The organism is Cupriavidus sp. KK10, assembly GCF_018223725.1.
GTDB classification, from domain to species: Bacteria; Pseudomonadota; Gammaproteobacteria; order Burkholderiales; family Burkholderiaceae; genus Cupriavidus; species Cupriavidus necator.
The window spans coordinates 2,826,409-2,850,659 of the sequence record NZ_CP073677.1; the positions used below are offsets into that span (position 1 = coordinate 2,826,409).

Below are 24,251 nucleotides of genomic sequence, written 5' to 3' on the forward strand. Positions count from 1 at the left end.
GCAATGAAAAACCGGCGATAGAACCGCAGGCCGGTCGGATAGCCGTGATTCTACAGCCTTTGCCGGCGCTGCTGCGTTTCCCTCACGGGCACGCGGCCAATTGCCTTGCGCTTGCCGCGCACGTGCGCTGCCGAGTGACACCAATGTCATGTGCCGGTCATGCTCGTGTGGGCACGCGCTGCCTAGACTTGCTTCACCGCCGCCCACCCCGGGCCGGCAACCTTACGGAGAAGCGACTCATGCAAGCACTCAGGCAAGTCTTTGTGGCCACCGCCCTTATCGCTGCCGTGGTCGGCACTGCGCAGGCTGCACCGCGCAACGTCGATCCGTTCAGCGACGGGGCGCACAGCGCCACCGGCCCCCGCAGCCCGTTCACCGACGGCGCCCGCAGCCTCATGGAAACCCGCAGCGCGTTCACGGACGGCGCGAACGCCGCAACCGGTCCGCGCAGCACCTTCACCGACGGCGCGCATAACCCCAACGGCCCGCGCGACAGCTTCAGCGACGGCGCCTGACGGCACCCGGCGAGGCAGCGCCTCAGCGCACCTCGCCGTAGATGCGGCGCGCATCGGCGGCGTCGGCAATCGGCCGGCCCAGCGTCAGGCCGCCCTGCACCGCCTGCGCCACCAGCGCATGGTTGCCGGGTGCGCGGCTGCCGTCGCGCAGCAGCAGGTTGTTCTCGAATCCCACCCGCACATGGCCGCCAAATGCCGCGGCCGCGGTCACGCAGGCATTCTCTTCGCGGCCGAAGGCGCAGATCGCCCAAGGCAACGCGTCGCCGGACTCGCCCGCGGCCTGCAGGAACGGCAGCAGGTCGTGCGGCGACGACACCTGTCCGGCGGCATAGCGCCCCAGCACGTACAGCACCGACCATGCGCCCGGCGGCACCATGCCGCGCTCACGCATCGACTGCCAGCGCCGCACATCGGCCACGTCATACAGGATCACCTGCGTCATCACGCGCTCACGCGCCAGCCAGGCGAAGAACGCCGCCAGTTCGCTGTCCGGGATCTCCGGCACGTCCACTTCGCGCAGGCCCACCGAGACGGCTTCGGGCCGCAGCTCACGCACCATCGCCATCTGCTCCGCGGCCTTGTATACGCCCGCGGCCTCGCTCGTCACCTGCACCAGCAACGCTTCGCCGACGGCCTGCTTCACCGCGGCCAGCGCGTCGCGGTAGGCCTGCACGTCGAGGGAGTGGCGCCCTTCGGCATCGCGCACATGCATGTGCATCATGGCCGCGCCGGCATCCAGGCAGGCGCGCGCTTCAGCGGCCAGTGCCGCGGCGGTCAGCGGCACCGCCGGATGGTCGCTGGCGCGCTTGTAGGCGCCGTTGGGCGCCACGGTGACGATCAGCGGCGCATCGGCCAGCGGCACGCGGGCCGCGGCGACAGGGGCTTGGGAAGGGGTCTGGGTCATGGCTCGATCTCGGGCAGTTCAGGCGCGATCAGCGCCAGGCCGGCGCGCAGCAGGCTGTCATAGCGTGCGCGCTCGGCGGCAATGGTTTCAGGGGTCCAGTGGTAGAAGCCTTCGCCGCGCTTCATGCCGTGGCGGCCGTCGGCGGCGCGCTCGGACAGGCAGCGCGCCGGATGGTCGTCGTTGCAGAAGGTCGGGTACATGGTGGCGCCGGCGGCCGCGTGCACGTCGATGCCCGCGTGGTCGCGCTGCAGCACCGGCCCGGCCGCCAGGAAGCGAAAGCCGAAGCCGAAGCGCACCGCCGCATCGACATCCTCGGGCGAGGCAATGCCGCGGTCGATCAGGCTGAAGGCCTCGCGCGACAGCGCATGCTGCAGCCGGTTGGCAAGAAAGCCCGGCAGGTCCTTGCGCACCTTGACCGGCACCATCGCGCAGCGGCGCATGAAGGCGATCAGCGCATCGGCACAGGCCTCGTCGCTGTCATCGCCCATCACCACTTCCACCAGCGGCACCAGGTGCGCCGGCATGAAGAAGTGCAGGCCGAGCATGCGCGCACGCGAGTCAAGCCCCACGCCGATGGCGCTGATCGGGAAGCTGGAGCTGTTGCTGGCCAGCACCGTATCGGGCCGCGCGCGCCGCACCAGCTCGGCAAAGAGCGCCTGCTTCAGGTCCAGCCGTTCCGGGATGCATTCGATCACCAAGTCCACGGTGGACCAGTCCACATCATCCAGCGCCGCGGCCACCGCCAGGCGCTCCGCGCCTTGTTCACGGCCGATCGCGGCCAGGTTGCCTCGCACGCGCCCGGGCAGGGCACCGGCGCGGCCGGCATCAGGCTCGACCACGGTGGTGCGGCACAGCGCGCGGGTCAGCACCACGGCAACATCGGCGCCCATGATGCCGCCGCCCACCACCACCGCGTGCGCGGCGCCAGGGCGGCTCAGGATGACCGGAGCGGTCGGGTTCGACATAGGTTCTCCCAGGAATCCAGGCAGTGTAGAGAACTTGCTTTGATTGAAGAAGTCGAATTTCTGGATAAAATGATCCAGAAATCAGATCAATAGCGTGACCCGGCCGGCACTAGACACCGCCGACCCGCTACCGCCCATGAAAATCAACCTGTCGATGCGCGACATCGAAACCATGCTGTTGCTTGGCCGCACGCTCAACTTCCGCCAGGCCGCCAGCCAGCTGCACCTGTCGCAATCCGCCCTGTCCACGCAGATCCTGCGCATCGAGGAATCCGTCGGCGTGCGCCTGTTCGACCGCACCACCCGCACCGTGCGCCTGACCGCGGCCGGCCAGGTCTTCATGCAGCAGGCCGCGCTGCTGCAGGCGGCGTTCCGCGGCGCCATCGACGCCGTGACCGGCATTGCCAGCGCCGAGCGCGGCCAGGTGGCGGTGGCGGCGCTGCCCTCGCTGGCGGCGCGCATGCTGCCGCGCGTGCTGATGGCCTACCACCAGGCGCGCCCGGAGGTGGCGCTGAAGGTGTTCGATACCCTCTCCGGCCCGGCGTTCGACCTGGTGCGCGCCGGCGACGTGGATTTCGCGCTGACCGCCGCCGACCCACAACAGGCGGACCTGCAATATGAGCCCCTGCTGTCGGACCGCTTCGTGCTGCTGATTCCGTCGGCTCACCCACTGGCGCGCAGTCCCGGGCCGCTGCGCTGGGCCGATACCGCCAGCACGCCGCACGTGTCGATGACGCACCCGAGCAGCGTGCGCCAGTACGCGGAATGGGCCTTCCTGCAGAACCGCATCCGCTTCCAGCCGGTGTTCGAGGCAGAGCGCCTGGCCACTATCGCGGCCATGGTCGAATGCGGCTTCGGCGTGGCCGCGCTGCCCGAGATCGCGGCCGGCACCGTGCGCCAGCCCGGCATTGTCGAGCGCCTGCTGACCGCGCCGGTGACCGAGCGCTCGATCGGGCTGGTGACCTCGCGCAACCGCAGCCTGTCGCCGGCGGCTGCCGAACTGGCGGCGGCGGTGCGCGCGCAGCTGGCGAGTCCGCCCGTGCAAGACACGGCGGACACGGAGGCCCGGTGAACTAGTGGCGATGCTGGCTGGCCATGGCGCGCAGGCAACGCTGGCCTGGTTCCAAGCCAACCTCGTGCGCCCGCCGCTGCGCGGCGTCACGGAAAGTGGGCCCGGCACGGCACCGGGCACGCAGCCCTCAAGAAGGGTCCTTGGTACGGGTACGCGAAACCGCCGCCATGATGCCGATGCCAAGCACGATCAGGCAGGCAATACCGATATAGACGGGCGCGAGGCCAGCCGTTTCCATGCCCCAGGCAATGCCGCCAACCAGGACCAGCAGGCCGATAATGTATAGCGCGAATGACATGAGTCGGCTCCTTGCGGTGGTGCAACCTGGCTTCAATGTAGGCAGCACGCGATGCGCAAGGGATAGGACAAGGGCGGAAGCTGGCGTAGGCGGGTTCTTACCTTGTGGTGATGTGCGCGGCGGACAGCTCCGGCGGCAAAGGCTCCCCGGGGCTCACCCCTCCACCTGCGCCGGCATCTCTCCCAGCCGCTGCACCGATGTTCGCAAACCCTCCAGGATCGTGTCCGCCACCTTCTGCGGAAAACCCGCGGGCAGTGCTGCGCCGACCTCGGCGAGCACCGCCGGGGTCCGCGCGATGATGCGCCCGATCAGCGCCTCGGCATCGGCACCCAGAAAACAGCGCGGTGCCATCGCATTGAAATGGCGGCGCTGGATATCGCGCAGACCGTAGTGCCGGCTGCGGCCGGCGACCGCCATGGCCAGCTTGGCCTTGTGCCAGGAGAACTGGTTGGCGCCCTGGCCCACCACCGGCCAGATCGACATCACGTCGTACAGCGGCGTCATGCGGTAACGCCCGCCGGCCAGCAGGCGGATGCTGAAGTTCTTGGCGTGCCCGTCCGGTGCGGCCAGCAGCCAAAACAGCAGCTGCGCGGCCAGTAGCGTCTGCAGATCATCGGCCCGGGCCACTGAGTTGCGCAGCACCGTGGCGATCTCGATCATGCCGGGTCCGCCATCGGCCTCGTATTTCTGCAGCGGGCTGAGGCCGAACACCTGGCAGAAATCTTCCTGCAGCAGCCGCAGCAGCCAATTGCCTGACGGATGAGGCTGGCGATCGAAACGCGTGACGCTCAGCACCTTGCGGCGGCCGAACGTCAGCATCTCGCAATCGGCCACCGGCAAGCCATAGGCGGCAAGGATCTTCAGGCACAGCCATTCGTTTTCCACCGACGTGCTCAGGTCGGCCCTGCGGTTGCCCACCAGGCCCAGTGGCAGCTTGAAAATATGTGTGGTCGGGGTGGCGCCATGCGGCCGCAGCCATTGGCCGTCATGGCGCAGCAGCGCAGTCTTCTCCTGCGCGCCGGCGATGGAGATGCGGAAGTCGTCGTCGTGCTCATGCCGCCCAAGCGGGGGCGTGGCGACGATATCCTCCAGCCAGCGCTCGATCTGCTCGTCCGATAGCGGTTCGCCTTCGATCCGGTCGATGCCCGCAGGCGCTTCGTTTTCGCCCAGGATCTGCACCGCGCCCACGCAATCGCGGCCGATGGCGGCGAGCAACTCGAAGGCTTCTACCGAGCCGGTCTGGAAGCGCAGCGCCAACCGGCGCCGGATGGCCTCGCTGTCCGGCAACAGGTTGTCGAAGTAGTTGCGCACGGCATCGCCACGCACCACGCGCCGGTTGCCCAGGCCATACCCGAGCGACAGAGACAGGGGCCGCCCGGCTTCAGAGCGGATCCAGTCCTCGTCGTATTCCAGTTCCATCCCGGTACCGGACGGCTGGCGCCAGGTGCCCACGCGCTGCCCGTTGGCCCAGACCGACAGCGCCGGCGTACGTGACCTGCGTGCCGCCATGATTACCACGCCACCTCGGACACCTCGGCGGCTCCCGTGGCCCGGTCCTGGACCACCAACTCCAGGCCGAGCGCGCCGACCAGCGCCAGCAGTTGGTCGACGCTGATGCTGTCGGGGTTCAGTTCCATGTGCGACATCCGGCTCTGGCTGATATTCAGCCGCGCGGCAGCCTCGGTCTGGTTCAGGCCGGCCGCCTTGCGCGCTGCCTGCAGGATCTGGCCAAGCTGCCATGGAGTAGAGACAATTTGCTTCATCGCGTTGGATGGAATACCAATATGATAGGTATTTCTATTTTAGCGACAGCATGGGTATTCTTCAAATACTCATGTCATAGGTATTTTGATTTTAACGATGCCATGACTATATGTGCCCGAAGCAGCAGCCTGTAGCGCAACATCGTGCCAGGCTCTGTATCTGGCCCCAGCCCCGGCGCCCTCGTATACTCTGGAGCCGGAGGCGGCCTAGCCGCCCCGCCGGTGCAGGATCCCGGCGTGGCATCACGCAAACGGGGCCGCGCCTCACCGATCCCAAACATACAAGCAACGGAGCAGCAGCATGCGTGTCGCATTTCTCGGACTGGGCGTCATGGGTTTCCACATGGCCGGCCACCTCGCCACCAAGGGGCACGAGGTCACCGTGTACAACCGCACCGCCGCCAAGGCGCAGGCATGGGTCGAGAAGTTCGGCGGCAAATCAGCGCCCACGCCGGCACAGGCCGTGCGCGATGCGCAGGTAGTCTGCTCCTGCGTGGGCAATGACGACGACCTGCGCGCGGTGCTGGCCGGGCATGACGGCGCCTTCTTCAGCGCGCCCAGCGGCTGCATCTTCGTGGACCACACCACCGCCAGCGCCAACGTGGCGCGCGAACTCTACGCCGCCGCGCGCGAGCACGGCCTGCACTTTGTCGACGGCCCGGTCTCCGGCGGCGAAGTCGGCGCGGAGAAAGGCATCCTGACCATCATGTGCGGCGGCGATGCCGACGCCTATGCGCGCGCCGAACCGGTCATTGCCGCCTACGCACGCGCCGTCACGCGCATCGGCGAATCCGGCGCCGGGCAACTGGCCAAGATGGTCAACCAGATCAGCATCGCCGGGCTGATCCAGGGCCTGTCTGAGGCCATCGCCTTTGGCGAGCGCGCCGGGCTGGACATGCGCCTGGTGCTGGACGTCATCAGCAAGGGCGCGGCCGGCTCATGGCAGCTCGAGAACCGCGGCCCCACCATGATCGACAACAAATTCGACTTCGGCTTCGCGGTCGACTGGATGCGCAAGGACCTGGGCCTGTGCCTGGACGAGGCGCGCCGCAACGGCGCCGGCCTGCCGGTGACGGCGCTGGTCGACCAGTTCTATGCCGACCTGCAGCAGATGGGTTGCGGCCGCGCAGACACCTCTTCGCTGATCAAGCGCCTGCGCCAGCACGCCGGGGACGCCTGACGCCACCCCTGCGCCACCTGCCGTCGTCCGATTCCTACAGCGCAATCGGCGTGTCTCGGAGAGGCCCCTGCCCGGCACGGGCCTAAGCTGGACACATGGGGCCGGTTGCCTGCAACTGGCCCGGCAACGATGCAGGAGACCATCATGTGGAAACTCGCAAGCGCGCTCCTGGTAAGTGCCAGCATGGCGCTGGCCGGCTGTACGGCGACGGGCGCGGTGGCCGGCGGCGTGGCCGGACACGAGCTGACTCACGGCAGCACCGCCGGGACCATCGGCGGCGCCGTGGTGGGCGGCGTGATTGGTCACGAACTGGGCAAGTAAGCAAACCCTGGCCCCTGAGCCCAACAAGCAGAAAGGCCGCTTCGTGCGGCCTTTCTGCTTGTTTTGCGGGATGCCGTTCAGGCTTTCGGCCGGCACGACGCACCGCCGGTCGCCCGCCGCAGCCGCTGCCACACCAGTACCGGCAGCCGCAGCACGAAGCCGGCCAGCAGCCGCAGATGCATGCCGGTCAGCAACAGGTTGTCGCGCAGATAGCGGAAATGCGATACCCCACCCTCGCGCTGGCCGAAGTAGCGCACCGGCGCATCGGCGTTGATGGGGCGCACGCCGCGCCAGCACAGGCGCACCGCTACTTCCGGATCAAAGTCGAAGCGCCGCATCCAGCGGCTCTCGCGCATGACCGCGCGCAGCGGCGCGACCGGGTAGACGCGAAAACCGTACAGGGAATCCCCGATGCCTGCCCAGAGCGTCTCGACATCCACCCAGAAGTTGGACATGCGCCGCCAGTAGACCCGCTCGCGCGGTGCGCTGGCGTCGAACACGGGCCGGCCCAGCACCATGGCGCCGGGGTTGCGCTGCGATATCGCCATGAACTGCGGAATCAGGTGTGCAGGATGCTGCCCGTCCGAATCCATCACCAGCACATGCGTAAAGCCAGCGGCGGCGGCGGCGTCGATGCCGTGCAGCACTGCGGTGCCCTTGCCCTGGTTGCGCGGCAGCACCAGTACGCGCAGCCCGGGATCGGTGGCCGCCTGCGCCAGCAGCCACTGGTCGCTGCCATCGGTGCTGCCGTCCACGACCACCCAGACCGGCGTCCAGGCGGCGCGCGCCGCGCGCAGCACTTCATGCAGGCGCACGCCGGGGTTATAGCTGGGGATCAGCACCAGGTGCGTGGCGGACGGCTCGGTGCCACCCATGGGGCAGACGCTGCCGCCGGTCACCAGTGCGGGCCCGGGCATGGCTTGCTGCGGCATGTCGTGCTCCGGTCCTGGCTTTGGGAAAGGGCGAAAGGGTGGGTGCGGCGAGCCGGGGCTAGCGCGTGCGGTGTTCCGCCAGGTAGGTGGCCAGGCTGCCCAGCGAGGCAAAGATGGTCTTGTTGTCGGGGTTGTCCGAACGCAGTTCGACCCCGTACTTGCGCGACACCAGCAGTGCGATCTCAAGGATATCGATGGAATCCAGCCCGAAGCCTTCGCCATAGAGCGGCGTGGTGGCATGGATGTCCTCCAGCCGCAACTCGACAATGTCGAGTTCGTCGATGATCAGGCGGGCAAGTTCGGTTTCGAGTTCGGTCATGTCGCTAGGTGGCTGGAATGCCGCTGCGGCATGGGTCCGGGCAAGGTTGTCCAGTCCGCACGGCAGGGCAACCGATGCTATCAAAAGGGGCAAATCCCAGCCAGTTGAGAGAAGTTTAGTAACAACAAAGGCGGCCCTTTTGGGAATCATCATCACGTCGGGCCGGTCTTTTGGGGTATAAAGCGTTCGCTTCGCGCACCATGCAGCGTCATTTCCGGCAACGCTTTGCGCCAAGCGACTTACGCTACACACAATATACCCTCGCAGATGCCATCGAGCCAGCAATTCGACCGCCCCTCCACGCCCGCCGCGCCGGCCATGCCTTTGCGGCAGGATGCCGTGCCGCCAGGCCAGCGCCATGGCTGGATTGCCGCGGTAGCCGCCTTTGTCGCCTACGAATCCGCCCTGCACCGTGCAGCACACCAGCCGGGTGCCGAAATCGCCGCCTTGTGGCTCGGGGCGGCGCCGTTCCTGCTAATCGGCTTCCTTGCCTGCCGCCGCGCCGGGTGGCGCCTCCCTGCGCTGGCTGGCTTGCTGGCAGCCTGCGCCGCCTTGTGGATCTGGCGCTTGCCGCTGGCCACGCATTTCGGCTGGACCTATTTCCTGCAGCACGCCGGCATCAACGCCGCGCTGGGCGTGATGTTCGCGCTGAGCCTGCGCCCCGGCCACACGCCACTGTGCACGCAGATCGCGACGGCAATCCATGGCCAACTGCCCCCCGCGCACCTGCGCTACACGCTGCGCGTGACCCAGGCCTGGACGCTGTTCTTTGCCGCGATGGTGGGTATATCGACGCTGCTGTTCGTGCTGGCGCCGGTGGCAACCTGGTCCAGCTTCGCCAATCTGGCCACGCCGCTGCTGATCGCGCTGATGTTCGTGGGCGAGGCCGTGTGCCGCCGCATCGCTTTCCCGGGCATGGCCCACGGCGGCCTGCTGGACGCGGTGCATGGCTATCGCGCAGTCATGGCTGCCCGTGCGGGCCGGCCCGGTTTGCCGCGCTGACGCGCCGCACCCCGGCCCCTACACTGGCAACAGGCACAGGCTCCGCCCCATGACCACGCTCCCCATCGTCGCGCATGCCTCGCCCGAAGACATCATCGCCTGGGCGCACGGGCGGCCTGTCAGCGTGCGCCAGTTCCTGGCCGATGCGTCCAGCCTGGCCACCGCGCTGCCGGCAGGCGGGCACGTATTCAACGCCTGCACCGACCGCTACCGCTTCGCCGTCGGCCTGTGCGCCGCGCTGCTGGCGGGCAAGGCCACCCTGCTGCCGCCGTCCCATACGCCGGAGATGGTGCGCCAGCTGGCCGACTTTGCCCCGGACGCCTTCTGCCTGCATGACCAGCCTGACGCGGCGTGCGCCATGCCGGCGTTCCGCTATCACGACGGCCTGCGCGGCGCCGCCACGGACGGGCCGACCGAGATCCCGCAGATTGCCGCGACCCAGGTCATGGCGTACGTGTTCACGTCAGGCTCGACCGGCACGCCGGTGCCGCACCGCAAGACCTGGGGCGCGATGGCCCGGTGCGCGCATGCCGCGGCACAGCGGCTAGGCCTGCTGGATGGGCGTGCCTGGACCGTGGTGGGCACGGTGCCGCCACAGCATATGTTCGGGCTGGAAGCCACGGTCATGCTGGTGCTGCAGGGCCGCGCGGCACTGGTGGCGGCCCCGGCCTTCTATCCGGCCGACGTGCGCGATGCCCTCGCCTCGGTGCCGGCGCCGCGTGCGCTGGTCAGCTCGCCCGTGCACCTGCGCACGCTGGTGCAGTCGGGCATGGCGATGCCGCCGGCAGACCTGGTGCTGTGCGCGACCGCCCCGCTTGGCCGCCAGCTGGCGGGCGAGACCGAGACCCTGTTCGGCGCTCCGCTGTGCGAGATCTACGGCAGCACCGAGACCGGCCAGGTCGCCACGCGCCGCACCGCGCAGACCGATGCCTGGACACTGGTGCCTGGCGTGCGGCTGGAGGCACGCCAGGGCGACGGCGGCGACACCGAGACCTGGGCCGAAGGCGGCCATATCGAACAGCCGGTGTCGCTGGGCGACGCCATCGCACCGCTGGATGCCGGCCACTTCCTGCTCCATGGCCGCAAGGCCGACATGCTGAATATCGCCGGCAAGCGCACCTCGCTGGCTTACCTGAACCACCAGCTCACGGCCATTGACGGCGTGCGCGACGGCGCGTTCTTCATGCCCGATAATGCGCACGAAGGCGACACGCATGGCCACGTGGTGCGGCTGGTGGCGGTGGCGGTGGCGCCAGGCGTCGCCCCGGCGCAGCTCCAGCAGGCGCTGCGCGCGCGCATCGACCCGGCCTTCCTGCCACGCCCGCTGCTCTTTGCCGACAGCCTGCCGCGCAATGCCTCCGGCAAGCTGCCGCGCGAAGCCCTGGCGGCGCTGGTCGCAAGGCTTGCCGCGGCACACCACGGCGAGAGCGTGGCAAGGCCCGGCTTTGTCATCGACGCCGATCACCCGGCCATCGCCGGCCACTTTCCCGGCCATCCGATCGTGCCGGGGGTGGTGCTGCTGGACCACGCGGTGCTGGCACTCGGCGCGGCGCTGGGCCGCCGCCTTGCCGTCACCCAGGCCGGCGCCATCAAGTTCCTGAGCCCGGTGACCCCGGGCGAGCGCGTGGAGATCCTTCACCAGGCCGACGCAGCGGCCGATGGCAGCGAGAGTATCCGCTTCACGCTGCGCAGCGCCGGACGCGATGTCGCCAGCGGCACGCTGCAAGTGCGTGGCGCCGCGCCGCAAGCGGGGGCATCGGCATGCTGAGCTGGCTGTGGAAGCGGCAGCCGCCGCTGGAATCCGAATGGTCGCACCGCGAGGAGCGCGGCAGCATCACGCTGCTGCGCGTCATGACGTGGATCTCGCTGGCACTCGGCCGCCCCGTCGGGCGCGTGGTGCTGCGGGGGATTGCGGCGTACTTCATGCTGTTCGCACCGGCGGCACGCCATGCCTCGCGCGCCTACATGGACCGCGCCCTCGGGCGCGAGGCCAACTGGGTCGATGGCTACCGGCATGTGTTCACCTTCGCCTCGACCATCCATGACCGCATCTACCTGCTCAACGGCCGCTTCGACCTGTTCGATATCCGCCTGCACGGAGAGGCGCAGCTGGAAGCCGCGATGGCGCGCGGCCGTGGCGCAATCCTGCTGGGTGCGCACCTGGGCAGCTTCGAGGTGGTGCGCGCGCTCGGGCGGCGGCACCCGGAGATGGAAGTCGCGATCACCATGTACGAGGAGAATGCGCACAAGCTCAACGACGTGCTGCAGTCGATCAACCCGGCGATGCGCCAGGACGTGATCGCGCTGGGTCGCTTCGACACCATGCTGCGGGTGCGCGACTACCTGGACCGCGGCTACATGATCGGCATGCTGGCCGACCGCACGCTGTCGCAGCGCGCCACCGACCCGGTGCAGCAGTGCAGCTTCCTCGGCACGCCCACGGGCCTTCCGACCGGCCCGCTGCGCATGGCGGCGATGCTGCGCCGGCCGGTGTTCTTCATCACCGGCCTGTACCGCGGCGGCAACCGCTACGATGTGCACTTCGTGCCGCTGGCGGACTTCACCGACACCGCGCGCGGCCAGCGCGAGGCAGCCGTGCAGACCGCGCTGGCGGAATACGTGCGCCTGCTGGAGCAGTTCTGCCGCAGCGCCCCATACAACTGGTTCAACTTCTACGATTTCTGGCACGCCGGCCCGCCGCTGTCTGAACAGCCGCCGCCGGGCAACGAGCCATGACCCGCGAGCCGTGAGCAGCCCCTGATGTCCCTTTCCAGACGCCCTTTCCGCTTCCTGCTGTCAATGCTGCTGGCCGGCGCCATGCTTGCGCTGGCCGCACCGTCCGGCGCCGCCACGTTTGGCGTCGACCAGCTGATGTCCACCCTGGCGCAACGCAAGTCGGGGCGCGTGCTGTTCACCGAGACCAAGTACCTGGCGATAGTCGACAAGCCGGTGCAGTCGACCGGCGAACTGCTGTTCACGGCGCCCGACCACCTGGAGAAGCGCACACTGGCGCCCAAGGCCGAGAACATGGTGCTCGACGGCGACATGCTGACGGTCGAGCGCGACGGCAAGCGCTACACCATGCCGCTGCAGAACTACCCCGAGCTGGCCGCCTTTATCGAAAGCATCCGCGGCACGCTGGCAGGCAACCGCCAGACGCTGGAGCGCTACTACAAGCTCGGCCTGGAAGGCCGCGCCAGCCGCTGGACGCTGACGCTGACACCGGCGGACTCGCGCATGGCCGCTGTGATCAGCCAAGTGCGCATCGACGGCAGCCAGGATGTGCTCGACCGCGTCGAGATCCGGCAGGCCGACGGCGACCGCTCGGTGATGAAGATCCGACCTGCCGGCCGCCCATGAGCGCAGCGCCGCCCGCAACGATGCGCCCAGCGACGCGCCGGATCGCGCTGGCACTGTGGATCTTCGCCATGCTCGCCTGCGCGGCCGTCATCAGCCGCACCACCTTCACGGCCGACCTCTCGGCCTTCCTGCCGCGGCTGCCCAGCGCCGAGCAGCAGTTGCTGGTGAACCAGCTGCGCGACGGACTGGTATCGCGCCTGGTCCTGGTCGGGATCGAAGGCGGCGATGCCGATGGCCGCGCCGCGGTATCGCGTGCCATGGCGGCACAGTTGCGCGGCGACCCGCGCTTCACGGCGATCCAGAACGGCGAGCCGGTCAACCAGGCCGCAGACCGCCAATACGTGTTTGCGCACCGCTACCTGCTCAGCCCCGCGGTCACGCCGGAGCGCTTCAGTGAACGCGGCCTGGCGCAGGCGCTAAATGAATCGTTCGAGCTGCTGGCTTCGTCCGCCGGGCTCTTCACCAAGTCGCTGCTGCCGAGCGATCCCACCGGCGAAGTGGCCGCGATGCTGGCACAGCTGGATGCCGGGCAGCGCGTGCCCATGCACGCCGGCGCCTGGGCGTCGCGCGACGGCAAGCGCGCGGTGCTGCTGGCCCAGACCGCCGCCGCGGGGTCTGACACGGATGCGCAGGCACAAGCCATCGGGGCCGTGCGCGAGGCGTTTGCCAAGGCCGCGACGGCTGGCCAGTACCAGCTGGTGATGACCGGGCCGGGCGTGTTTTCCGTCAATGCACGCGACACCATCCGCCATGATGTGGAGCGCCTGTCGACCATCGGCGTGGCTATCATCGTCACGCTGCTGCTGCTGGTCTACCGCTCGGTGCCGCTGCTGGTGCTGGGGCTGGTGCCGGTACTGAGCGGCGCGCTGGCGGGCATTGCCGCGGTCAGCCTGGGCTTCGGCGGCTCGGTGCACGGCCTGACGCTGGGCTTCGGCACCACGCTGATCGGCGAGGCGGTCGACTATTCGATCTACCTGTTCGTACAGTCCGCGCAGTACACGCGCGACGGCCGGCGCGACGAGCGCGCCTGGCTGCGCGGCTTCTGGCCAACGGTGCGCCTGGGCGTGCTGACCTCGGTCTGCGGCTTTGCCTCGCTGCTGCTGTCGGGCTTTCCGGGGCTGGCGCAGCTGGGGCTGTATTCGATTGCCGGGCTGACGACCGCGGCGCTGGTGACGCGCTTCGTGCTGCCGCAGCTGGTGCCGGCCACGCTGCACCTGCGCGACGTGGCGCCGCTGGGCCGCCGGCTGCAGTGGCTGGCGGCGCGCGCGCACCGGGTGCGCTGGCTGGTGCTCGTGCTGGTGGTGGCAGCCGGCACGGTGCTGGCCATGCACCGCGGCACGCTGTGGGGCCGCGAGCTGCAGGCGCTGAGCCCGGTGTCGGCCAGCGACCAGGCCCTCGACACCCGCTTGCGCGAGGACCTTGGCGCACCCGACGTGCGCTACCTGGTGGTGCTGTCCGGGCCGGACCAGGAGTCCGTGCTGCAGGGCGCGGAGCGCGTGGCACGTGAACTGGACCCGCTGGTGGCGCAGAATTTCATCGGCGGCTACGAGAGCCCGGCGCGCTACCTGCCCAGCGCGGCGACCCAGCGCGAGCGCCAGGCCAGCCTGCCGCCGCCCGACGAGCTGGCGCAGCGCCTGCGCGCCGCCATCGCCACGCAGCCGGTGCGCGCGTCCCTGTTCGCGCCGTTCCTGGCGCAGGCCGAGGCGGCGCGCACCGGGGCGCTGCTGCGGCGCGAGGACTTGCGCGGCACATCGATGGCGCTGGCTGTCGACGCGTTGCTGGCGCGGCGCGACGGGCGCTGGAGCGCCACGCTGCCGCTGCGTGCACCGGCCCACACCCCGCAAAGCACCGGCGCGGCCGACGGCGTCGACACCAGCGCAGTGCGGGCCGCGGTCGCGCGGGCCGGCGTCGCTGACACGCTGTTCGTCGACCTCAAGGGCGAATCCGACCGCCTCTACACCGGCTACCTACGCGAGGCCTTGCTGCTGTCGCTGGCCGGCCTGCTGGCGATCATCGTGCTGCTGGCCGTGGCGTTGCGCTCGGCACGGCGCGTCGTGGCCACGGTGTTGCCACTGGCCGCGGCGGCGCTGGTGGTGCTGGGCGGGCTGGCAGCGCTCGGCCAGCCGCTGACGCTGCTGCACCTGGTGGGCCTGCTGCTGCTGATGGCCGTGGGTTCCAATTACGCGCTATTCTTCAACGGCCCCGCGGCGGGCAGCCAGGTGGCGGGCGCTTCACCGCATACACTGGTGTCGCTGCTGCTGGCCAACCTGACCACGGTGGCCGCCTTCGGCCTGCTGGCGCTGTCGAGCCTGCCGCTGCTCAAGGCCTTCGGCCTGACGGTAGGTCCAGGTGCCGTGCTGGCCCTGTGGTTTTCGGCGATCCTGGCGCGCCCCGCGGCGCCGGACATAGCCGGGAGTGCAATATGAATTCGTATCCCGCACCGCGCGTTGCCTTGCGCGGCACCTCCAACAGCCGCCCCTGGCGCCCCACCCCGCTGCTTTATGGCACCGCCGCCGTGCACCTGGGTGCCGCCGGCGCGATCCTGGCGTACCCTGAAGCCATGGGCATGGCGCTGGCCGGCGTTGGCGCCGCCCATGCGGCAATGTGCGCCGCCGGCCTGTGGCCGCGCAGCCGGTGGCTTGGCCCCAACCTGCTGCGCCTGCCGCCCTCGGCCAGTGACTGTGTGGCACTGACGTTCGACGACGGCCCCAACCCGGCGTTGACGCCGCGCGTGCTCGACATGCTGGACCAGCATGGCGCGCGCGCGACCTTCTTCTGCGTCGGCGCGCGCGCCGCGGCGCATCCGGAACTAGTGCGCGAAATCGTCCGCCGCGGCCACGCCGTGGAAAACCACAGCATGTACCACCGGCTGCACTTCTCCGTCTTCGGTCCCGGACGCATACTGCGCGACATCGGTGCCGCGCAGCAGGTGCTGACCGACCTCACCGGCCAGGCGCCGCGCTTCTTCCGCGCGCCCGCGGGGCTGCGCAATCCCTTCCTTGAGCCGGTGCTGTGCCGGCTCGGGCTTCAGCTTGCCGCCTGGACCCGGCGCGGCTTCGATACCCGTTGCGGCGACCACGCGGCACGCGTGGCACAGCGCCTCACCGGCAAGCTCGCCGGGCGCGACATCCTGCTGCTGCACGACGGCAATCCCGGCACCGATGCCGCCGGCAACGCGCACTGCACCACGGTGCTGCCGGGCCTGCTCACCGCCATCGAACAAGCCGGCCTGCGCTGCGTCACGCTGCGCGCGGCCGTGCCGCCGGCCTGAGTGAGCTGCTGCTTGTTACAATTGGCACAGCCTTCCGAGATTCCTCCATTCGTTCCACCTAAGCCGTGTCCCCCCTCCTGTTCTCGCATTTCACGGCCACCAGCTGCCTGGGCGCCGGTGTAGACGCCACCCTGTCGGCACTGCGTGCGCAGCGCGGCGGCCTGGCGCCCTGCCGCTTCGGCGGCGTCGAGCTCGATACCTTCGTCGGCGAGGTACCCGGCCTGGACGCCGTGGCACTTCCGCCCGCACTGGCCGAATTCGACTGCCGCAACAACCAGCTGGCGCAACTGGCGCTGGAGCAGGACGGCTTTGCCGCGCGCGTGCGCGAAGCGGCGGCGCGCTACGGCGCCCACCGGGTCGGCGTCTTCCTGGGCACCAGCACCGCGGGCGTGCTGCAGACGGAACTGGCCTATCGCCAGCGGGATCCTGCCAGCGGCGCGCTGCCGCCGGGCTTCCACTACGCCACCACCCACAACCCCTACTCGCTGCCCGCTTTCCTGCGCCAATACCTGGGGCTGGCCGGCCCGGCGGCTGCGGTATCTTCGGCCTGTTCATCCGGCGCCAAGGTGTTCAGTTCGGCACGGCGCATGCTGGAGGCCGGGCTGATCGATGTAGCCGTGGTCGGCGGCGTCGATTCGCTGTGCTACACGACCCTGTACGGCTTCAATTCGCTGGAGCTGTTGTCCGACCAGCCGTGCCGGCCCTATGACGTGGCGCGCAACGGCATCTCGATCGGCGAGGGAGCGGCATTCGGCCTGCTCGAGCGCGTGGCCGGCACCGCGCAAGCCGATGCCATCCTGCTGGCCGGCATCGGCGAATCGAGCGATGCGCACCATATGTCGACCCCGCACCCCGACGGGCTGGGCGCGCGACTGGCGCTGGAGCAGGCACTGGCCAGCGCGGGCGTAGCGCGGACACAGGTCGGCTACGTCAACCTGCATGGCACCGCCACGCGCAGCAACGACGCAGCGGAGGCGATGGCCATGGCCGCGGTGCTGCCCGGCACGCCTTGCAGCTCCACCAAAGGCGCCACCGGGCATGCGCTGGGTGCCGCCGGCGCGCTCGAAGCCGTCATTTGCGCGCTGGCGCTGCGCCACGGCCTGGTGCCCGGTGGCATCAACACCACGCAGGTGGATCCGGCGCTGGACGTGAACTACCAGCTCGCCAACCGCGAAGCACCGCTGCGCTATGCAATGACCAATGCTTTCGGCTTCGGCGGATCCAACTGCACCCTGCTGTTCGCCCGCGCGGACGCAGCATCCCACTGAGCATCGCCATGCCGCAGCACGTGTATATCGAAAGCATCGGCCTGCTCGGCCCCGGCCTGACCGGCTGGCAGCAGGCCACTGAAGTCCTTGCCGGCCGCGTGCCGTATGCGCACGCGCCGACCGAGCTGCCGCCACCCGCGGGCCTGCCGCCGGCAGAGCGCCGCCGCACCGGCCCGACCGTACGGCTGGCGCTGGGGGTGGGCCAACAGGCCGTTGCCGCCAGCGACTGCGAAGCCGCGCAGCTGCCGACGATCTTTGCCTCGTCCAGCAGCGACGGCTTCAACTTCCATGCGATCTGCGAAGCGCTGGCCGAGCCTGAGCCGCTGATGTCGCCCACGCGCTTCCACAACTCCGTGCATAACGCGACCGCCGGCTACTGGTCGATCGCCGCGGGCGCGATGCGCACCTCCAATGTGCTGTGCGCCATGGATGGCAGTGGCAGCGCGGGCTTGCTCGAATGCGTGCTGCAGGCCGCCGCCGATGCCGAGCCCTGCCTGCTGATCGCCTATGACACCGGCTATCCCGCGCCGTTGCACAGCCACCGCCCGATCCCCGATCCCTTCGGCGTGGCCCTGCTGCTCACGCCGCGGCAGACCGCGCGTTCGCTCGCGCGCATCGGCGTGGCGCTGAAGCAGGCACCGGCCACGGTGATGCCGGACGCCGCGCTGGAAGCGCTGCGCAGGTCGGCGCCGGCTGCACGCATGCTACCGTTGCTGACGGCCATCGCCCGCGGCGAGACTACCACCGTGGTGCTCGATTATCTGGACACGCTGCAGCTAGAAGCCGAGGTGGAATGCCTCGGTGGCCAGGCGAATGGCTGAGCTGCTGAAAGACCGCGACTGGATCGCGGCACGCATTCCGCACCAGGGCACGATGTGCCTGCTCGACGGCGTGCTGGCCTGGGATGCGACATCGGTTCGCTGCACGTCCGCCACGCATACGCGCGCGGACAACCCGCTGCGCGCGCAGGGCCGGCTGGCCGCAGTCAGCGGGATTGAATATGCGGCACAGGCCATGGCCGTGCACGGCGCATTGCTGGCGGAAGCGGCGCCAGGCAAGGACGCGCAGCGCCCGCGCTCGGGCTACCTGGCCAGCGTGCGCAGGCTGGTGCTGCATGTGGAGCGGCTCGACGATATCGACGCGCCGTTGCAGGTTGAGGCGCAGCGTATCAGCGGTGAAGGCAGCAGCGTGCTGTACGCCTTCACCGTCAGCGCCGCGGGCCGGGCACTGCTGTCAGGCCGCGCGGCGGTCATCCTGGATGCCGCCGCAGCCGGTCAAAGCGCCGACCGCAGCGCCGGCTGAAACACTTCAGCGCGCCGGCAGGATCTTGCCCGACACCGCGCCGAAGCCGACGCGATAGCCTTCGCCCTGGCAGTAGCCGGTCATGATCACGTCGTCGCCATCCTCCAGGAAGCCGCGGCGGCTGCCGTCGGCCAGCGTCACCGGTTCGGCGCCGTTGCGGGTCATTTCCAGCAGGCTGCCGTAGGAATCCGGCGTGGTGCCGCTGATCGTGCCCGATCCCATCAGGTCGCCCACGCGCACATTGCAGCCCGACACCGTGTGGTGGGCCAGCTGCTGCGCCATGGTCCAGTACATCGCCTTGAAGTTGGTGCGGCAGATGGTGCTGGGGGCCGCGGCTCCCTGCGGCTGCAGCGCGACTTCCAGCGCGATGTCATAGGCGTTCTTGTCCTGCTGCTGCAGGTACGGCAGCGGCTGCGGCGACTGCTCGGGGTTGTCGCGGCGGAACGGCTCAAGCGCTTCCATCGTCACCACCCACGGCGAGATCGAGGTGCCGAAGCCCTTGCTGTTGAACGGCCCCAGCGGCACGTACTCCCACTGCTGGATATCCCGCGCGCTCCAGTCGTTGAGCAGCACCATGCCGAACATATGCGCCGGCGCATCGGCGGTGCTGATGGGCTCGCCCAGCGCCGATTCCTTGCCGACGATAAAGCCCATCTCCAGTTCGAAATCCAGCTTGCGGCAGGCGCTGAACACCGGACGCGCCTCGTTCGGCAGCTTGATCTGGCCGTTGGGGCGATGCAGCGGCGTGCCGCTCACCACCACCGAGCTGGCGCGGCCGTTGTAGCCGATGGGGATTTCCAGCCAGTTCGGCAGCAGCGCGTTGTCCGGGTCGCGGAACATGCGGCCGACGTTGGTGGCGTGCTCCTTGGACGAATAGAAGTCCGTGTAGCCCGGGATCTCCACCGGCAGGTGCAGCGTTGCGGCCGCCATCGGCACCAGTGCCTTGTCGCGCAGTGCGGCGTTGTCGCGCAGCGCGGCGTCATCACCGGACAGCAGCGCGCCCAGGCGCTTGCGGGTTTCGCTCCACACCGGCTTGCCCAGGGCGATAAAGCGGTTCAGGCTGCCAGCGGCAAACGTGCCTTTGGCAGCGGCCGGCAGGAGGCCGGCTTCATCCAGCGCGGCAAGGTCCAGCACCTGGTCGCCGATGGCAACGCCGACGCGCGGGGCCTGGCCCTTGGTCGAAAACACGCCATACGGCAGGTTCTGCAGCGGGAAGTGGGACTGGCCGTCGTTGGCGGAAGCGATCCAGCTGGTCTTGGGGGCGGTCATTGGGATACTCCGAAAATTTGGTGGCACTTGTCGCGTGTGGTGACGCGTCATGCTTGACGAGCGCCTGCCCTCTCCCCCGGCCCCTCGCCCGCTTGCGGGAGAGGAGAGAAAACCGGGCGGGCGGCCAGGCGCCCGGGATTAGCGAGTGTTCGGGTTGAAGTGTTTCTTCAGGCCCTGCCAGCACGTGTAGTAGTCCTGCTGCAGCGAGGCCGACTGCGCGGCATACGGCGTCGGGCGGATCACGCCCGGGGTCTCGAACATGAAGGCCATGGTGTCCTCGATGTGGTGCGGCTGCGAGGTATCGGCGGCGCTGGCCTTCTCGAAGGTTTCCGCATCCGGGCCGTGGCCGCTCATGCAGTTGTGCAGGCTGGCGCCGCCCGGGGCAAAGCCTTCGGCCTTGGCGTCGTAGACGCCGGTGACCAGGCCCATGAATTCGCTGGCGATATTGCGGTGGAACCAGGGCGGGCGGAACGAGTCCTGCATCGCCAGCCAGCGCGGCCCGAAGATGACGAAGTCGATGGTGTCCACGCCCGGCGTGGCCGACGGCGACTGCAGCACCAGGAAGATCGACGGGTCCGGGTGGTCGAAGCTGATCGAACCGATGGTATTGAAGTGGCGCAGGTCGTACTTGTACGGGGTGTAGTTGCCATGCCAGGCCACCACGTCGAGCGGCGAGTGGCCGATCCCGGCGCGCCACAGGTTGCCCTGGAACTTGGCCACCAGTTCGAAATCACCCTCACGGTCTTCATAGCTGGCAACCGGCGACAGGAAGTCGCGCGGGTTGGCCAGGCCGTTGGAGCCGATCACGCCCAGGTCGGGCAGTTGGAACAACGCGCCGTAGTTCTCGCAGATATAGCCGCGCGCCTCGCCCTCGGGCAGCTCCACGCGGAAGCGCACGCCGCGCGGGATCACCACGATCTCCTGCGGCTCCACTTCCAGCCGGCCCAGCTCGGTCACCATCAGCAGGCGGCCCTGCTGCGGCACGATCAGCATCTCGCCGTCGGCGTTGTAGAAGAAGCGGTCCTGCATCGATTGGTTGGCCAGGTACAGGTGGATGCCGCAGCCGGTCATGGCCTCGGGGCCGCCGTTGCCGGCCATAGTGACGATGCCATCGACAAAGTCGGTCGGCACCGACGGCATTGCCGGCGGGCTCCAGCGCATCTGGTTGGGCGACGGCGGCACCTGGTCGAAACGGCTCAGGAAACGCGACTGCTCGATCTGCGTGAACGGCGTATGCATCGCGGCCGGGCGGATGCGGTACAGCCACGAGCGCCGGTTGTGCGCGCGCGGCGCGGTAAAGGCCGTGCCGGACAGCTGCTCGGCGTACAGGCCGTAGGGCGCGCGCTGGGGCGAGTTCCGGCCCACGGGCAGCGCACCGGGCAGCGCCTCGGTGGCGAATTCATTAGCGAAGCCGGACATATAGCCGTGCTCGGCGAGCTGGGTGTGCGTGAGTGTCATGGTGTCGTCAGCGTTCCTGGGTCTCGATCCATCTGGCGCTGCGCTGGCGCCTAGCGGCCTCTTGCTGGGAGTGCCTGCCGGTTCGTATTCAGCCTGTGCGTGGTGCACGAAGCAAGAATTACGGAATACGTAATGCATTTACCATATCGTAATCTCCAGCATCGGACGTGTCAAACGGCATCGCGTGCGCATGCGCCGGACGCCGCTTGCATTGCAGTTGTAGGTGGGAAACGGGAAAAGCGGGAAGAAACCAGCCAGGCGCTGGGACGCGCGCTGACGCCGGCGCGGCAGCAATCGCTCACGCAGCTGAAAGGGAAAAACCGGGAAAGGCGGGAAAGCGCCGAAGCAGGCAGCCGGGCCTGCGGCGTCATCCACGCCGGGCGTCGTTCGAACGGCGCTCAGGACAATAGCGACCGGCGCGGTGCGGAACGCCCCGCGCCGGTTGTCATGCGGTGGCCTGGAGGCCAGCTGCCGGTGCCGGCGCGTTGCGAACCCGGCCGGCCAGGCAGCGGCGGGTCAGACCGGCTTGTGGCCCTCTCCGGTTCCGGAGCCGAAAGCGCCTCCGGAAGCCGGCGCCGCAGCCGGCGCGGCCGTGCTTCCGGCGGCCGGCTGGCCTGCCATGGAAGCTGCCGTCACGCCGCCATTGCGGCTGGCAATAAATGCGTTGACGTCTGCAGCAAGATGCTGCGGGGCCAGCACGACTTCCAGGCCCAGCGCCTCGCAGGCGGCCAGGAACGTCGACATGCGGGGATCGGCCTGACCCGACTCCGCCCGCAGGTAGGCTTCCCGGGAAATCCCCGCTTTACGGGCGACGTCCTCCTGCTTTAGCTTGCGCGCGCGACGCAACGCCCGCAGTTGCCGGAACGGTTCGCTAGCGCCTCTTGGCACGGCTGTACTGTTCATGTCGGTCTCCAGTCACCAGTGAAAAAAAGTGCGCGGACGTGCATTCGAGTATAGAGCACGCAAAGCGTTCCGTATGTAACCGCAGAAACACTTTGTGCAGATTTCTTAGAAGTCCGCCATCCCGCCCTGACATCGGCCGACTGGCGAACGTCAAAGAGCCGGATCGTGCACAACATCGCTGAGCCGCCCAATCTCTAACGGGCCTTGGCGGTTTGCGTTGACGTCACATGCCTATCCATATGACGTTATGGCCTCGCGGACACAAGTGCGCAAGTCGGGGCAAATACCATGCATCTGGTTTCGTTGACAAACCGACCGGTCGTGCTATTCTCCAGACTATGCAAAAAGGACAACTCACCCGCAACGCCATCGTCGAACAGGCACTGGACACCGCTGCCAAGGTCGGCTTCGAACAGTTGTCGCTGGCCACGCTGGCCGCGGACACCAATATGTCGAAGAGCGGCCTGTATGCGCACTTCAAATCCAAGGAGGTGTTGCAGCAGGCAGTGCTCGACCTGGCCGTGGAGCGCTTCGGCGAGATCGTGATCCGGCCGGCGATGCGCCAGCCGCGCGGGATGCCGCGGCTGCAGGGGCTGTTTGAAGGTTACCTGGAATGGCTGGGCGGCACGGTGACGCAGGGACGTTGCCTGTTCACGGCGCTGGGCCAGGAATACCGCGATCGGCCGGGCTCGATCCGCGACCTGGTGGTGCAGTCGCTGAAGGATTGGCACAGCACGGTTGCGCGCGTGGTGGGCGACGCCATCGATGAGGGCCATTTCGGGCCGGACACCGATCCGCGGCAATTTGCTTTCGAACTCGCGGGCATCGGCATGGCCTTCCAGCAATCCTTCAAGCTGCTTGGCCGCGAGGATGCCGAGACCATGGCGCGGCGCGCATTTGCGGCACTGGTGGCCCGTGCCGCCGAGGGCGCCCGCCGCCACTGAGCCACACATTGGCGCCGGCGCTACCCCGCCGGCGGGCAGCAACCGCTCGGGCGGGCTTTTTTTGTACATTAAAAAGCACGACTGGTCGGTCTTAACAACAGCACGGAATGCCGCCGGCGGGGCCGGTGCCGATGATGCCGTGCCATCCAGAATCCATTGGAGGTGCAGGTCGTGACGCAAGCAGTCTCTTCTCCTTCCCCGGTTTCCTCATCCCCCGCCGCCGCACCCTTGCCCGCGCGCGCCGGCAACGCGCCGCTGCGCACCGGCAAGTCCGGCCCGGTGGAGCGGGCCTTTCAGGGCTGGCAGCGGTTGCGCTGGCAGGCGGGCAGCGTGGTCAGGCCCGGCGCGACAGCGCGCGCGCTGGAGCACATCTGGTTCAAGCCGCCGCGCGCCGCAGCCACATCCGCAGCGCGGCACTTGCTGGACAGTGCGCGCGCCGACTGGGCGCTGGTGACGGGCCAGGGCCCGAGCCGGCGCGTGCGCGTCTATCGCTGGGGCACGTCCGGTCCCGTGGTGATGCTCGCGCACGGCTGGGGCGGCCATGCCGGCCAGTGGCATGCGGTGGTCGAAGGCCTGCTGGCAGCCGGCATGCGGGTGGTGGCCTTCGATGCGCTCTCGCACGGCGCCTCCGATGCCGGCGCGCGCGGCGCGGCGCAGACCTCGGTGCTGGAAATGTCGCGCTCGCTGCTCGCCACAGCCTGGCACGCGGGGCAGGTACACGCCGTGGTGGCGCACTCACTCGGCGGCGCAGCCACCGCGCTGGCGCTGCGCGAAGGCCTGCCCGCCCGCGCCGCCGTGCTGGTCGGATCGCCGGCCGACATGCACGCCGCGTGTGCGTCGCTGGCCTGGCAAATGGGCTTCACCCCCGGCGTGCTGGCGCGCATGCAGCGCCAGAGCGAGCGCTGGCTGGGACTGCCATGGTCGGCTTTCAACGTGCCCGACGTCGGCCGCACCCGGCCGGTCCCGCCAACGCTGGTGATCCATGACCGCGACGACAAGGAAGTGCGCTGGGAAGACGGCGCCGCCATCGCCGGCGCCTGGCCCGGCGCGCAACTGGTCACGACCAGCGGCCTGGGGCATCGCCGCATCCTGCAGGATCCCGGCGTGATCCGGCGCATCGCCGATTTCATCCGGCCCGGCACAGCCCCCGCGCGCGCGGTGATCCCGCCCGCCTTGCACGGCCTGGCCGTCGACTGAACCTGGAG

At 69.1% G+C, this 24,251-nt stretch carries 25 protein-coding genes; 15 read left to right on the top strand and 10 right to left on the bottom strand.

Going from position 1 to position 24,251, the window contains the following annotated elements; all coding sequences use genetic code 11:
- Positions 1-239 precede the first annotated feature (239 nt).
- Positions 240-515 carry a hypothetical protein gene (locus KB879_RS13385; protein ID WP_013953287.1) on the top strand — a complete coding sequence of 92 codons (276 nt, stop codon included), beginning with the start codon at positions 240-242 and terminating at the stop codon, positions 513-515.
- A gap of 22 nt (positions 516-537) precedes the next feature.
- On the opposite strand, the gene KB879_RS13390 is transcribed toward KB879_RS13385, so the two are convergent.
- Together KB879_RS13390 and KB879_RS13395 are read right to left on the bottom strand one after the other, a co-directional pair.
- The gene (locus KB879_RS13390; RefSeq protein ID WP_211981672.1) at positions 538-1,419 is read right to left on the bottom strand and encodes a 3-keto-5-aminohexanoate cleavage protein; all 882 of its coding nucleotides are present in this window, start codon (positions 1,417-1,419) and stop codon (positions 538-540) included.
- Complete coding sequence (locus KB879_RS13395) at positions 1,416-2,384, bottom strand: 3-hydroxyacyl-CoA dehydrogenase family protein (protein ID WP_211981673.1); 969 nt, start codon at positions 2,382-2,384, stop codon at positions 1,416-1,418. Before KB879_RS13395 ends, KB879_RS13390 begins: the two co-directional genes overlap by 4 nt.
- 136 nt (positions 2,385-2,520) lie before the next feature.
- Between KB879_RS13395 and KB879_RS13400 the strand changes: the two genes are divergently transcribed.
- On the top strand, positions 2,521-3,456 hold the full coding sequence (locus KB879_RS13400; RefSeq protein ID WP_211981674.1) for a LysR family transcriptional regulator: 936 nt from the start codon (positions 2,521-2,523) through the stop codon (positions 3,454-3,456).
- 127 nt (positions 3,457-3,583) lie between these two features.
- Here the strand turns inward: KB879_RS13400 and KB879_RS13405 are convergent, their stop codons facing one another.
- The 3 genes from KB879_RS13405 to KB879_RS13415 form a co-directional block, all read right to left on the bottom strand.
- Positions 3,584-3,754, bottom strand: a complete 171-nt coding sequence (locus tag KB879_RS13405; protein ID WP_013953291.1) for a hypothetical protein — start codon at positions 3,752-3,754, stop codon at positions 3,584-3,586.
- 153 nt (positions 3,755-3,907) lie between these two features.
- On the bottom strand, positions 3,908-5,263 hold the full coding sequence (locus tag KB879_RS13410; RefSeq protein ID WP_211981675.1) for a type II toxin-antitoxin system HipA family toxin: 1,356 nt from the start codon (positions 5,261-5,263) through the stop codon (positions 3,908-3,910).
- Positions 5,264-5,265: 2 nt separating this feature from the next.
- Complete coding sequence (locus KB879_RS13415) at positions 5,266-5,517, bottom strand: helix-turn-helix transcriptional regulator (protein ID WP_013953293.1); 252 nt, start codon at positions 5,515-5,517, stop codon at positions 5,266-5,268.
- Between the two features lie 229 nt (positions 5,518-5,746).
- Here KB879_RS13415 and KB879_RS13420 point away from each other — a divergent pair, with 229 nt between their 5' ends.
- The gene (locus KB879_RS13420) at positions 5,747-6,697 is read left to right on the top strand and encodes an NAD(P)-dependent oxidoreductase (protein ID WP_256449327.1); all 951 of its coding nucleotides are present in this window, start codon (positions 5,747-5,749) and stop codon (positions 6,695-6,697) included.
- 144 nt (positions 6,698-6,841) lie between these two features.
- The gene (locus KB879_RS13425) at positions 6,842-7,018 is read left to right on the top strand and encodes a glycine zipper 2TM domain-containing protein (RefSeq protein WP_013953295.1); all 177 of its coding nucleotides are present in this window, start codon (positions 6,842-6,844) and stop codon (positions 7,016-7,018) included.
- Positions 7,019-7,095: 77 nt separating this feature from the next.
- On the opposite strand, the gene KB879_RS13430 is transcribed toward KB879_RS13425, so the two are convergent.
- Positions 7,096-7,950: a glycosyltransferase family 2 protein gene (locus KB879_RS13430; protein ID WP_211981676.1), complete on the bottom strand. Its 855-nt coding sequence runs from the start codon at positions 7,948-7,950 to the stop codon at positions 7,096-7,098.
- Positions 7,951-8,008: 58 nt separating this feature from the next.
- On the bottom strand, positions 8,009-8,269 hold the full coding sequence (locus KB879_RS13435; protein ID WP_211981683.1) for a phosphopantetheine-binding protein: 261 nt from the start codon (positions 8,267-8,269) through the stop codon (positions 8,009-8,011).
- 318 nt (positions 8,270-8,587) lie between these two features.
- On the opposite strand from KB879_RS13435, the gene KB879_RS13440 reads away from it, so the two are divergent.
- The 9 genes from KB879_RS13440 to KB879_RS13480 all read left to right on the top strand — a co-directional run bounded on the left by KB879_RS13440 (position 8,588) and on the right by KB879_RS13480 (position 18,472).
- Positions 8,588-9,271: an acyl carrier protein gene (locus tag KB879_RS13440; RefSeq protein ID WP_211981685.1), complete on the top strand. Its 684-nt coding sequence runs from the start codon at positions 8,588-8,590 to the stop codon at positions 9,269-9,271.
- A gap of 49 nt (positions 9,272-9,320) precedes the next feature.
- Positions 9,321-11,039 (top strand): AMP-binding protein, encoded by a 1,719-nt coding sequence (locus tag KB879_RS13445; protein ID WP_211981687.1) that lies wholly within the window; start codon positions 9,321-9,323, stop codon positions 11,037-11,039.
- The gene (locus KB879_RS13450) at positions 11,033-12,007 is read left to right on the top strand and encodes an acyl-CoA synthetase (RefSeq protein WP_013953300.1); all 975 of its coding nucleotides are present in this window, start codon (positions 11,033-11,035) and stop codon (positions 12,005-12,007) included. Before KB879_RS13445 ends, KB879_RS13450 begins: the two co-directional genes overlap by 7 nt.
- A gap of 24 nt (positions 12,008-12,031) precedes the next feature.
- Entirely contained in the window at positions 12,032-12,631 is a 600-nt protein-coding gene (locus tag KB879_RS13455; RefSeq protein ID WP_211981690.1) for a LolA-related protein, read from the top strand.
- Between the two features lie 20 nt (positions 12,632-12,651).
- Positions 12,652-15,057 (top strand): MMPL family transporter, encoded by a 2,406-nt coding sequence (locus tag KB879_RS13460; protein WP_211982197.1) that lies wholly within the window; start codon positions 12,652-12,654, stop codon positions 15,055-15,057.
- Positions 15,054-15,902 carry a polysaccharide deacetylase family protein gene (locus KB879_RS13465; RefSeq protein WP_013953303.1) on the top strand — a complete coding sequence of 283 codons (849 nt, stop codon included), beginning with the start codon at positions 15,054-15,056 and terminating at the stop codon, positions 15,900-15,902. Before KB879_RS13460 ends, KB879_RS13465 begins: the two co-directional genes overlap by 4 nt.
- 65 nt (positions 15,903-15,967) lie before the next feature.
- The gene (locus KB879_RS13470) at positions 15,968-17,170 is read left to right on the top strand and encodes a beta-ketoacyl-[acyl-carrier-protein] synthase family protein (RefSeq protein WP_211981692.1); all 1,203 of its coding nucleotides are present in this window, start codon (positions 15,968-15,970) and stop codon (positions 17,168-17,170) included.
- Positions 17,171-17,178: 8 nt separating this feature from the next.
- Positions 17,179-17,991, top strand: coding sequence for a beta-ketoacyl synthase chain length factor (locus tag KB879_RS13475; protein WP_013953305.1), 813 nt, complete (start codon positions 17,179-17,181; stop codon positions 17,989-17,991).
- On the top strand, positions 17,984-18,472 hold the full coding sequence (locus tag KB879_RS13480; RefSeq protein WP_211981694.1) for a hydroxymyristoyl-ACP dehydratase: 489 nt from the start codon (positions 17,984-17,986) through the stop codon (positions 18,470-18,472). Before KB879_RS13475 ends, KB879_RS13480 begins: the two co-directional genes overlap by 8 nt.
- A gap of 6 nt (positions 18,473-18,478) precedes the next feature.
- Here KB879_RS13480 and fahA read toward each other — a convergent pair whose 3' ends face one another.
- The 3 genes from fahA to KB879_RS13495 form a co-directional block, all read right to left on the bottom strand.
- Positions 18,479-19,741, bottom strand: coding sequence for a fumarylacetoacetase (gene fahA, locus KB879_RS13485; RefSeq protein WP_211981698.1), 1,263 nt, complete (start codon positions 19,739-19,741; stop codon positions 18,479-18,481).
- Positions 19,742-19,879: 138 nt separating this feature from the next.
- Complete coding sequence (gene hmgA / locus KB879_RS13490; protein WP_041228670.1) at positions 19,880-21,199, bottom strand: homogentisate 1,2-dioxygenase; 1,320 nt, start codon at positions 21,197-21,199, stop codon at positions 19,880-19,882.
- Between the two features lie 516 nt (positions 21,200-21,715).
- Positions 21,716-22,102 carry a helix-turn-helix domain-containing protein gene (locus KB879_RS13495; RefSeq protein WP_013953309.1) on the bottom strand — a complete coding sequence of 129 codons (387 nt, stop codon included), beginning with the start codon at positions 22,100-22,102 and terminating at the stop codon, positions 21,716-21,718.
- 338 nt (positions 22,103-22,440) lie between these two features.
- Between KB879_RS13495 and KB879_RS13500 the strand changes: the two genes are divergently transcribed.
- Both KB879_RS13500 and KB879_RS13505 read left to right on the top strand, forming a co-directional pair.
- A complete protein-coding gene (locus tag KB879_RS13500; RefSeq protein ID WP_041228671.1) occupies positions 22,441-23,046 on the top strand; it encodes a TetR/AcrR family transcriptional regulator in 606 nt (201 codons plus the stop codon).
- A 171-nt stretch (positions 23,047-23,217) separates the two neighbouring features.
- On the top strand, positions 23,218-24,243 hold the full coding sequence (locus KB879_RS13505) for an alpha/beta fold hydrolase (protein ID WP_211981701.1): 1,026 nt from the start codon (positions 23,218-23,220) through the stop codon (positions 24,241-24,243).
- Positions 24,244-24,251 lie beyond the last annotated feature (8 nt).

Coding starts and splice junctions, on each gene's coding strand:
- KB879_RS13445 (WP_211981687.1), top strand. CDS start 9,321: ATGACCACGCTCCCCATCGTCGCGCATGCCTCGCCCGAAGACATCATC.
- KB879_RS13455 (WP_211981690.1), top strand. CDS start 12,032: ATGTCCCTTTCCAGACGCCCTTTCCGCTTCCTGCTGTCAATGCTGCTG.
- hmgA (WP_041228670.1), bottom strand. CDS start 21,199: ATGACACTCACGCACACCCAGCTCGCCGAGCACGGCTATATGTCCGGC.
- KB879_RS13425 (WP_013953295.1), top strand. CDS start 6,842: ATGTGGAAACTCGCAAGCGCGCTCCTGGTAAGTGCCAGCATGGCGCTG.
- KB879_RS13435 (WP_211981683.1), bottom strand. CDS start 8,269: ATGACCGAACTCGAAACCGAACTTGCCCGCCTGATCATCGACGAACTC.
- KB879_RS13405 (WP_013953291.1), bottom strand. CDS start 3,754: ATGTCATTCGCGCTATACATTATCGGCCTGCTGGTCCTGGTTGGCGGC.
- KB879_RS13415 (WP_013953293.1), bottom strand. CDS start 5,517: ATGAAGCAAATTGTCTCTACTCCATGGCAGCTTGGCCAGATCCTGCAG.
- KB879_RS13465 (WP_013953303.1), top strand. CDS start 15,054: ATGAATTCGTATCCCGCACCGCGCGTTGCCTTGCGCGGCACCTCCAAC.
- KB879_RS13395 (WP_211981673.1), bottom strand. CDS start 2,384: ATGTCGAACCCGACCGCTCCGGTCATCCTGAGCCGCCCTGGCGCCGCG.
- KB879_RS13480 (WP_211981694.1), top strand. CDS start 17,984: ATGGCTGAGCTGCTGAAAGACCGCGACTGGATCGCGGCACGCATTCCG.
- fahA (WP_211981698.1), bottom strand. CDS start 19,741: ATGACCGCCCCCAAGACCAGCTGGATCGCTTCCGCCAACGACGGCCAG.
- KB879_RS13475 (WP_013953305.1), top strand. CDS start 17,179: ATGCCGCAGCACGTGTATATCGAAAGCATCGGCCTGCTCGGCCCCGGC.
- KB879_RS13440 (WP_211981685.1), top strand. CDS start 8,588: ATGCCTTTGCGGCAGGATGCCGTGCCGCCAGGCCAGCGCCATGGCTGG.
- KB879_RS13500 (WP_041228671.1), top strand. CDS start 22,441: ATGCAAAAAGGACAACTCACCCGCAACGCCATCGTCGAACAGGCACTG.
- KB879_RS13410 (WP_211981675.1), bottom strand. CDS start 5,263: ATGGCGGCACGCAGGTCACGTACGCCGGCGCTGTCGGTCTGGGCCAAC.
- KB879_RS13390 (WP_211981672.1), bottom strand. CDS start 1,419: ATGACCCAGACCCCTTCCCAAGCCCCTGTCGCCGCGGCCCGCGTGCCG.
- KB879_RS13400 (WP_211981674.1), top strand. CDS start 2,521: ATGAAAATCAACCTGTCGATGCGCGACATCGAAACCATGCTGTTGCTT.
- KB879_RS13430 (WP_211981676.1), bottom strand. CDS start 7,950: ATGCCGCAGCAAGCCATGCCCGGGCCCGCACTGGTGACCGGCGGCAGC.
- KB879_RS13495 (WP_013953309.1), bottom strand. CDS start 22,102: ATGAACAGTACAGCCGTGCCAAGAGGCGCTAGCGAACCGTTCCGGCAA.
- KB879_RS13385 (WP_013953287.1), top strand. CDS start 240: ATGCAAGCACTCAGGCAAGTCTTTGTGGCCACCGCCCTTATCGCTGCC.
- KB879_RS13450 (WP_013953300.1), top strand. CDS start 11,033: ATGCTGAGCTGGCTGTGGAAGCGGCAGCCGCCGCTGGAATCCGAATGG.
- KB879_RS13460 (WP_211982197.1), top strand. CDS start 12,652: ATGCGCCCAGCGACGCGCCGGATCGCGCTGGCACTGTGGATCTTCGCC.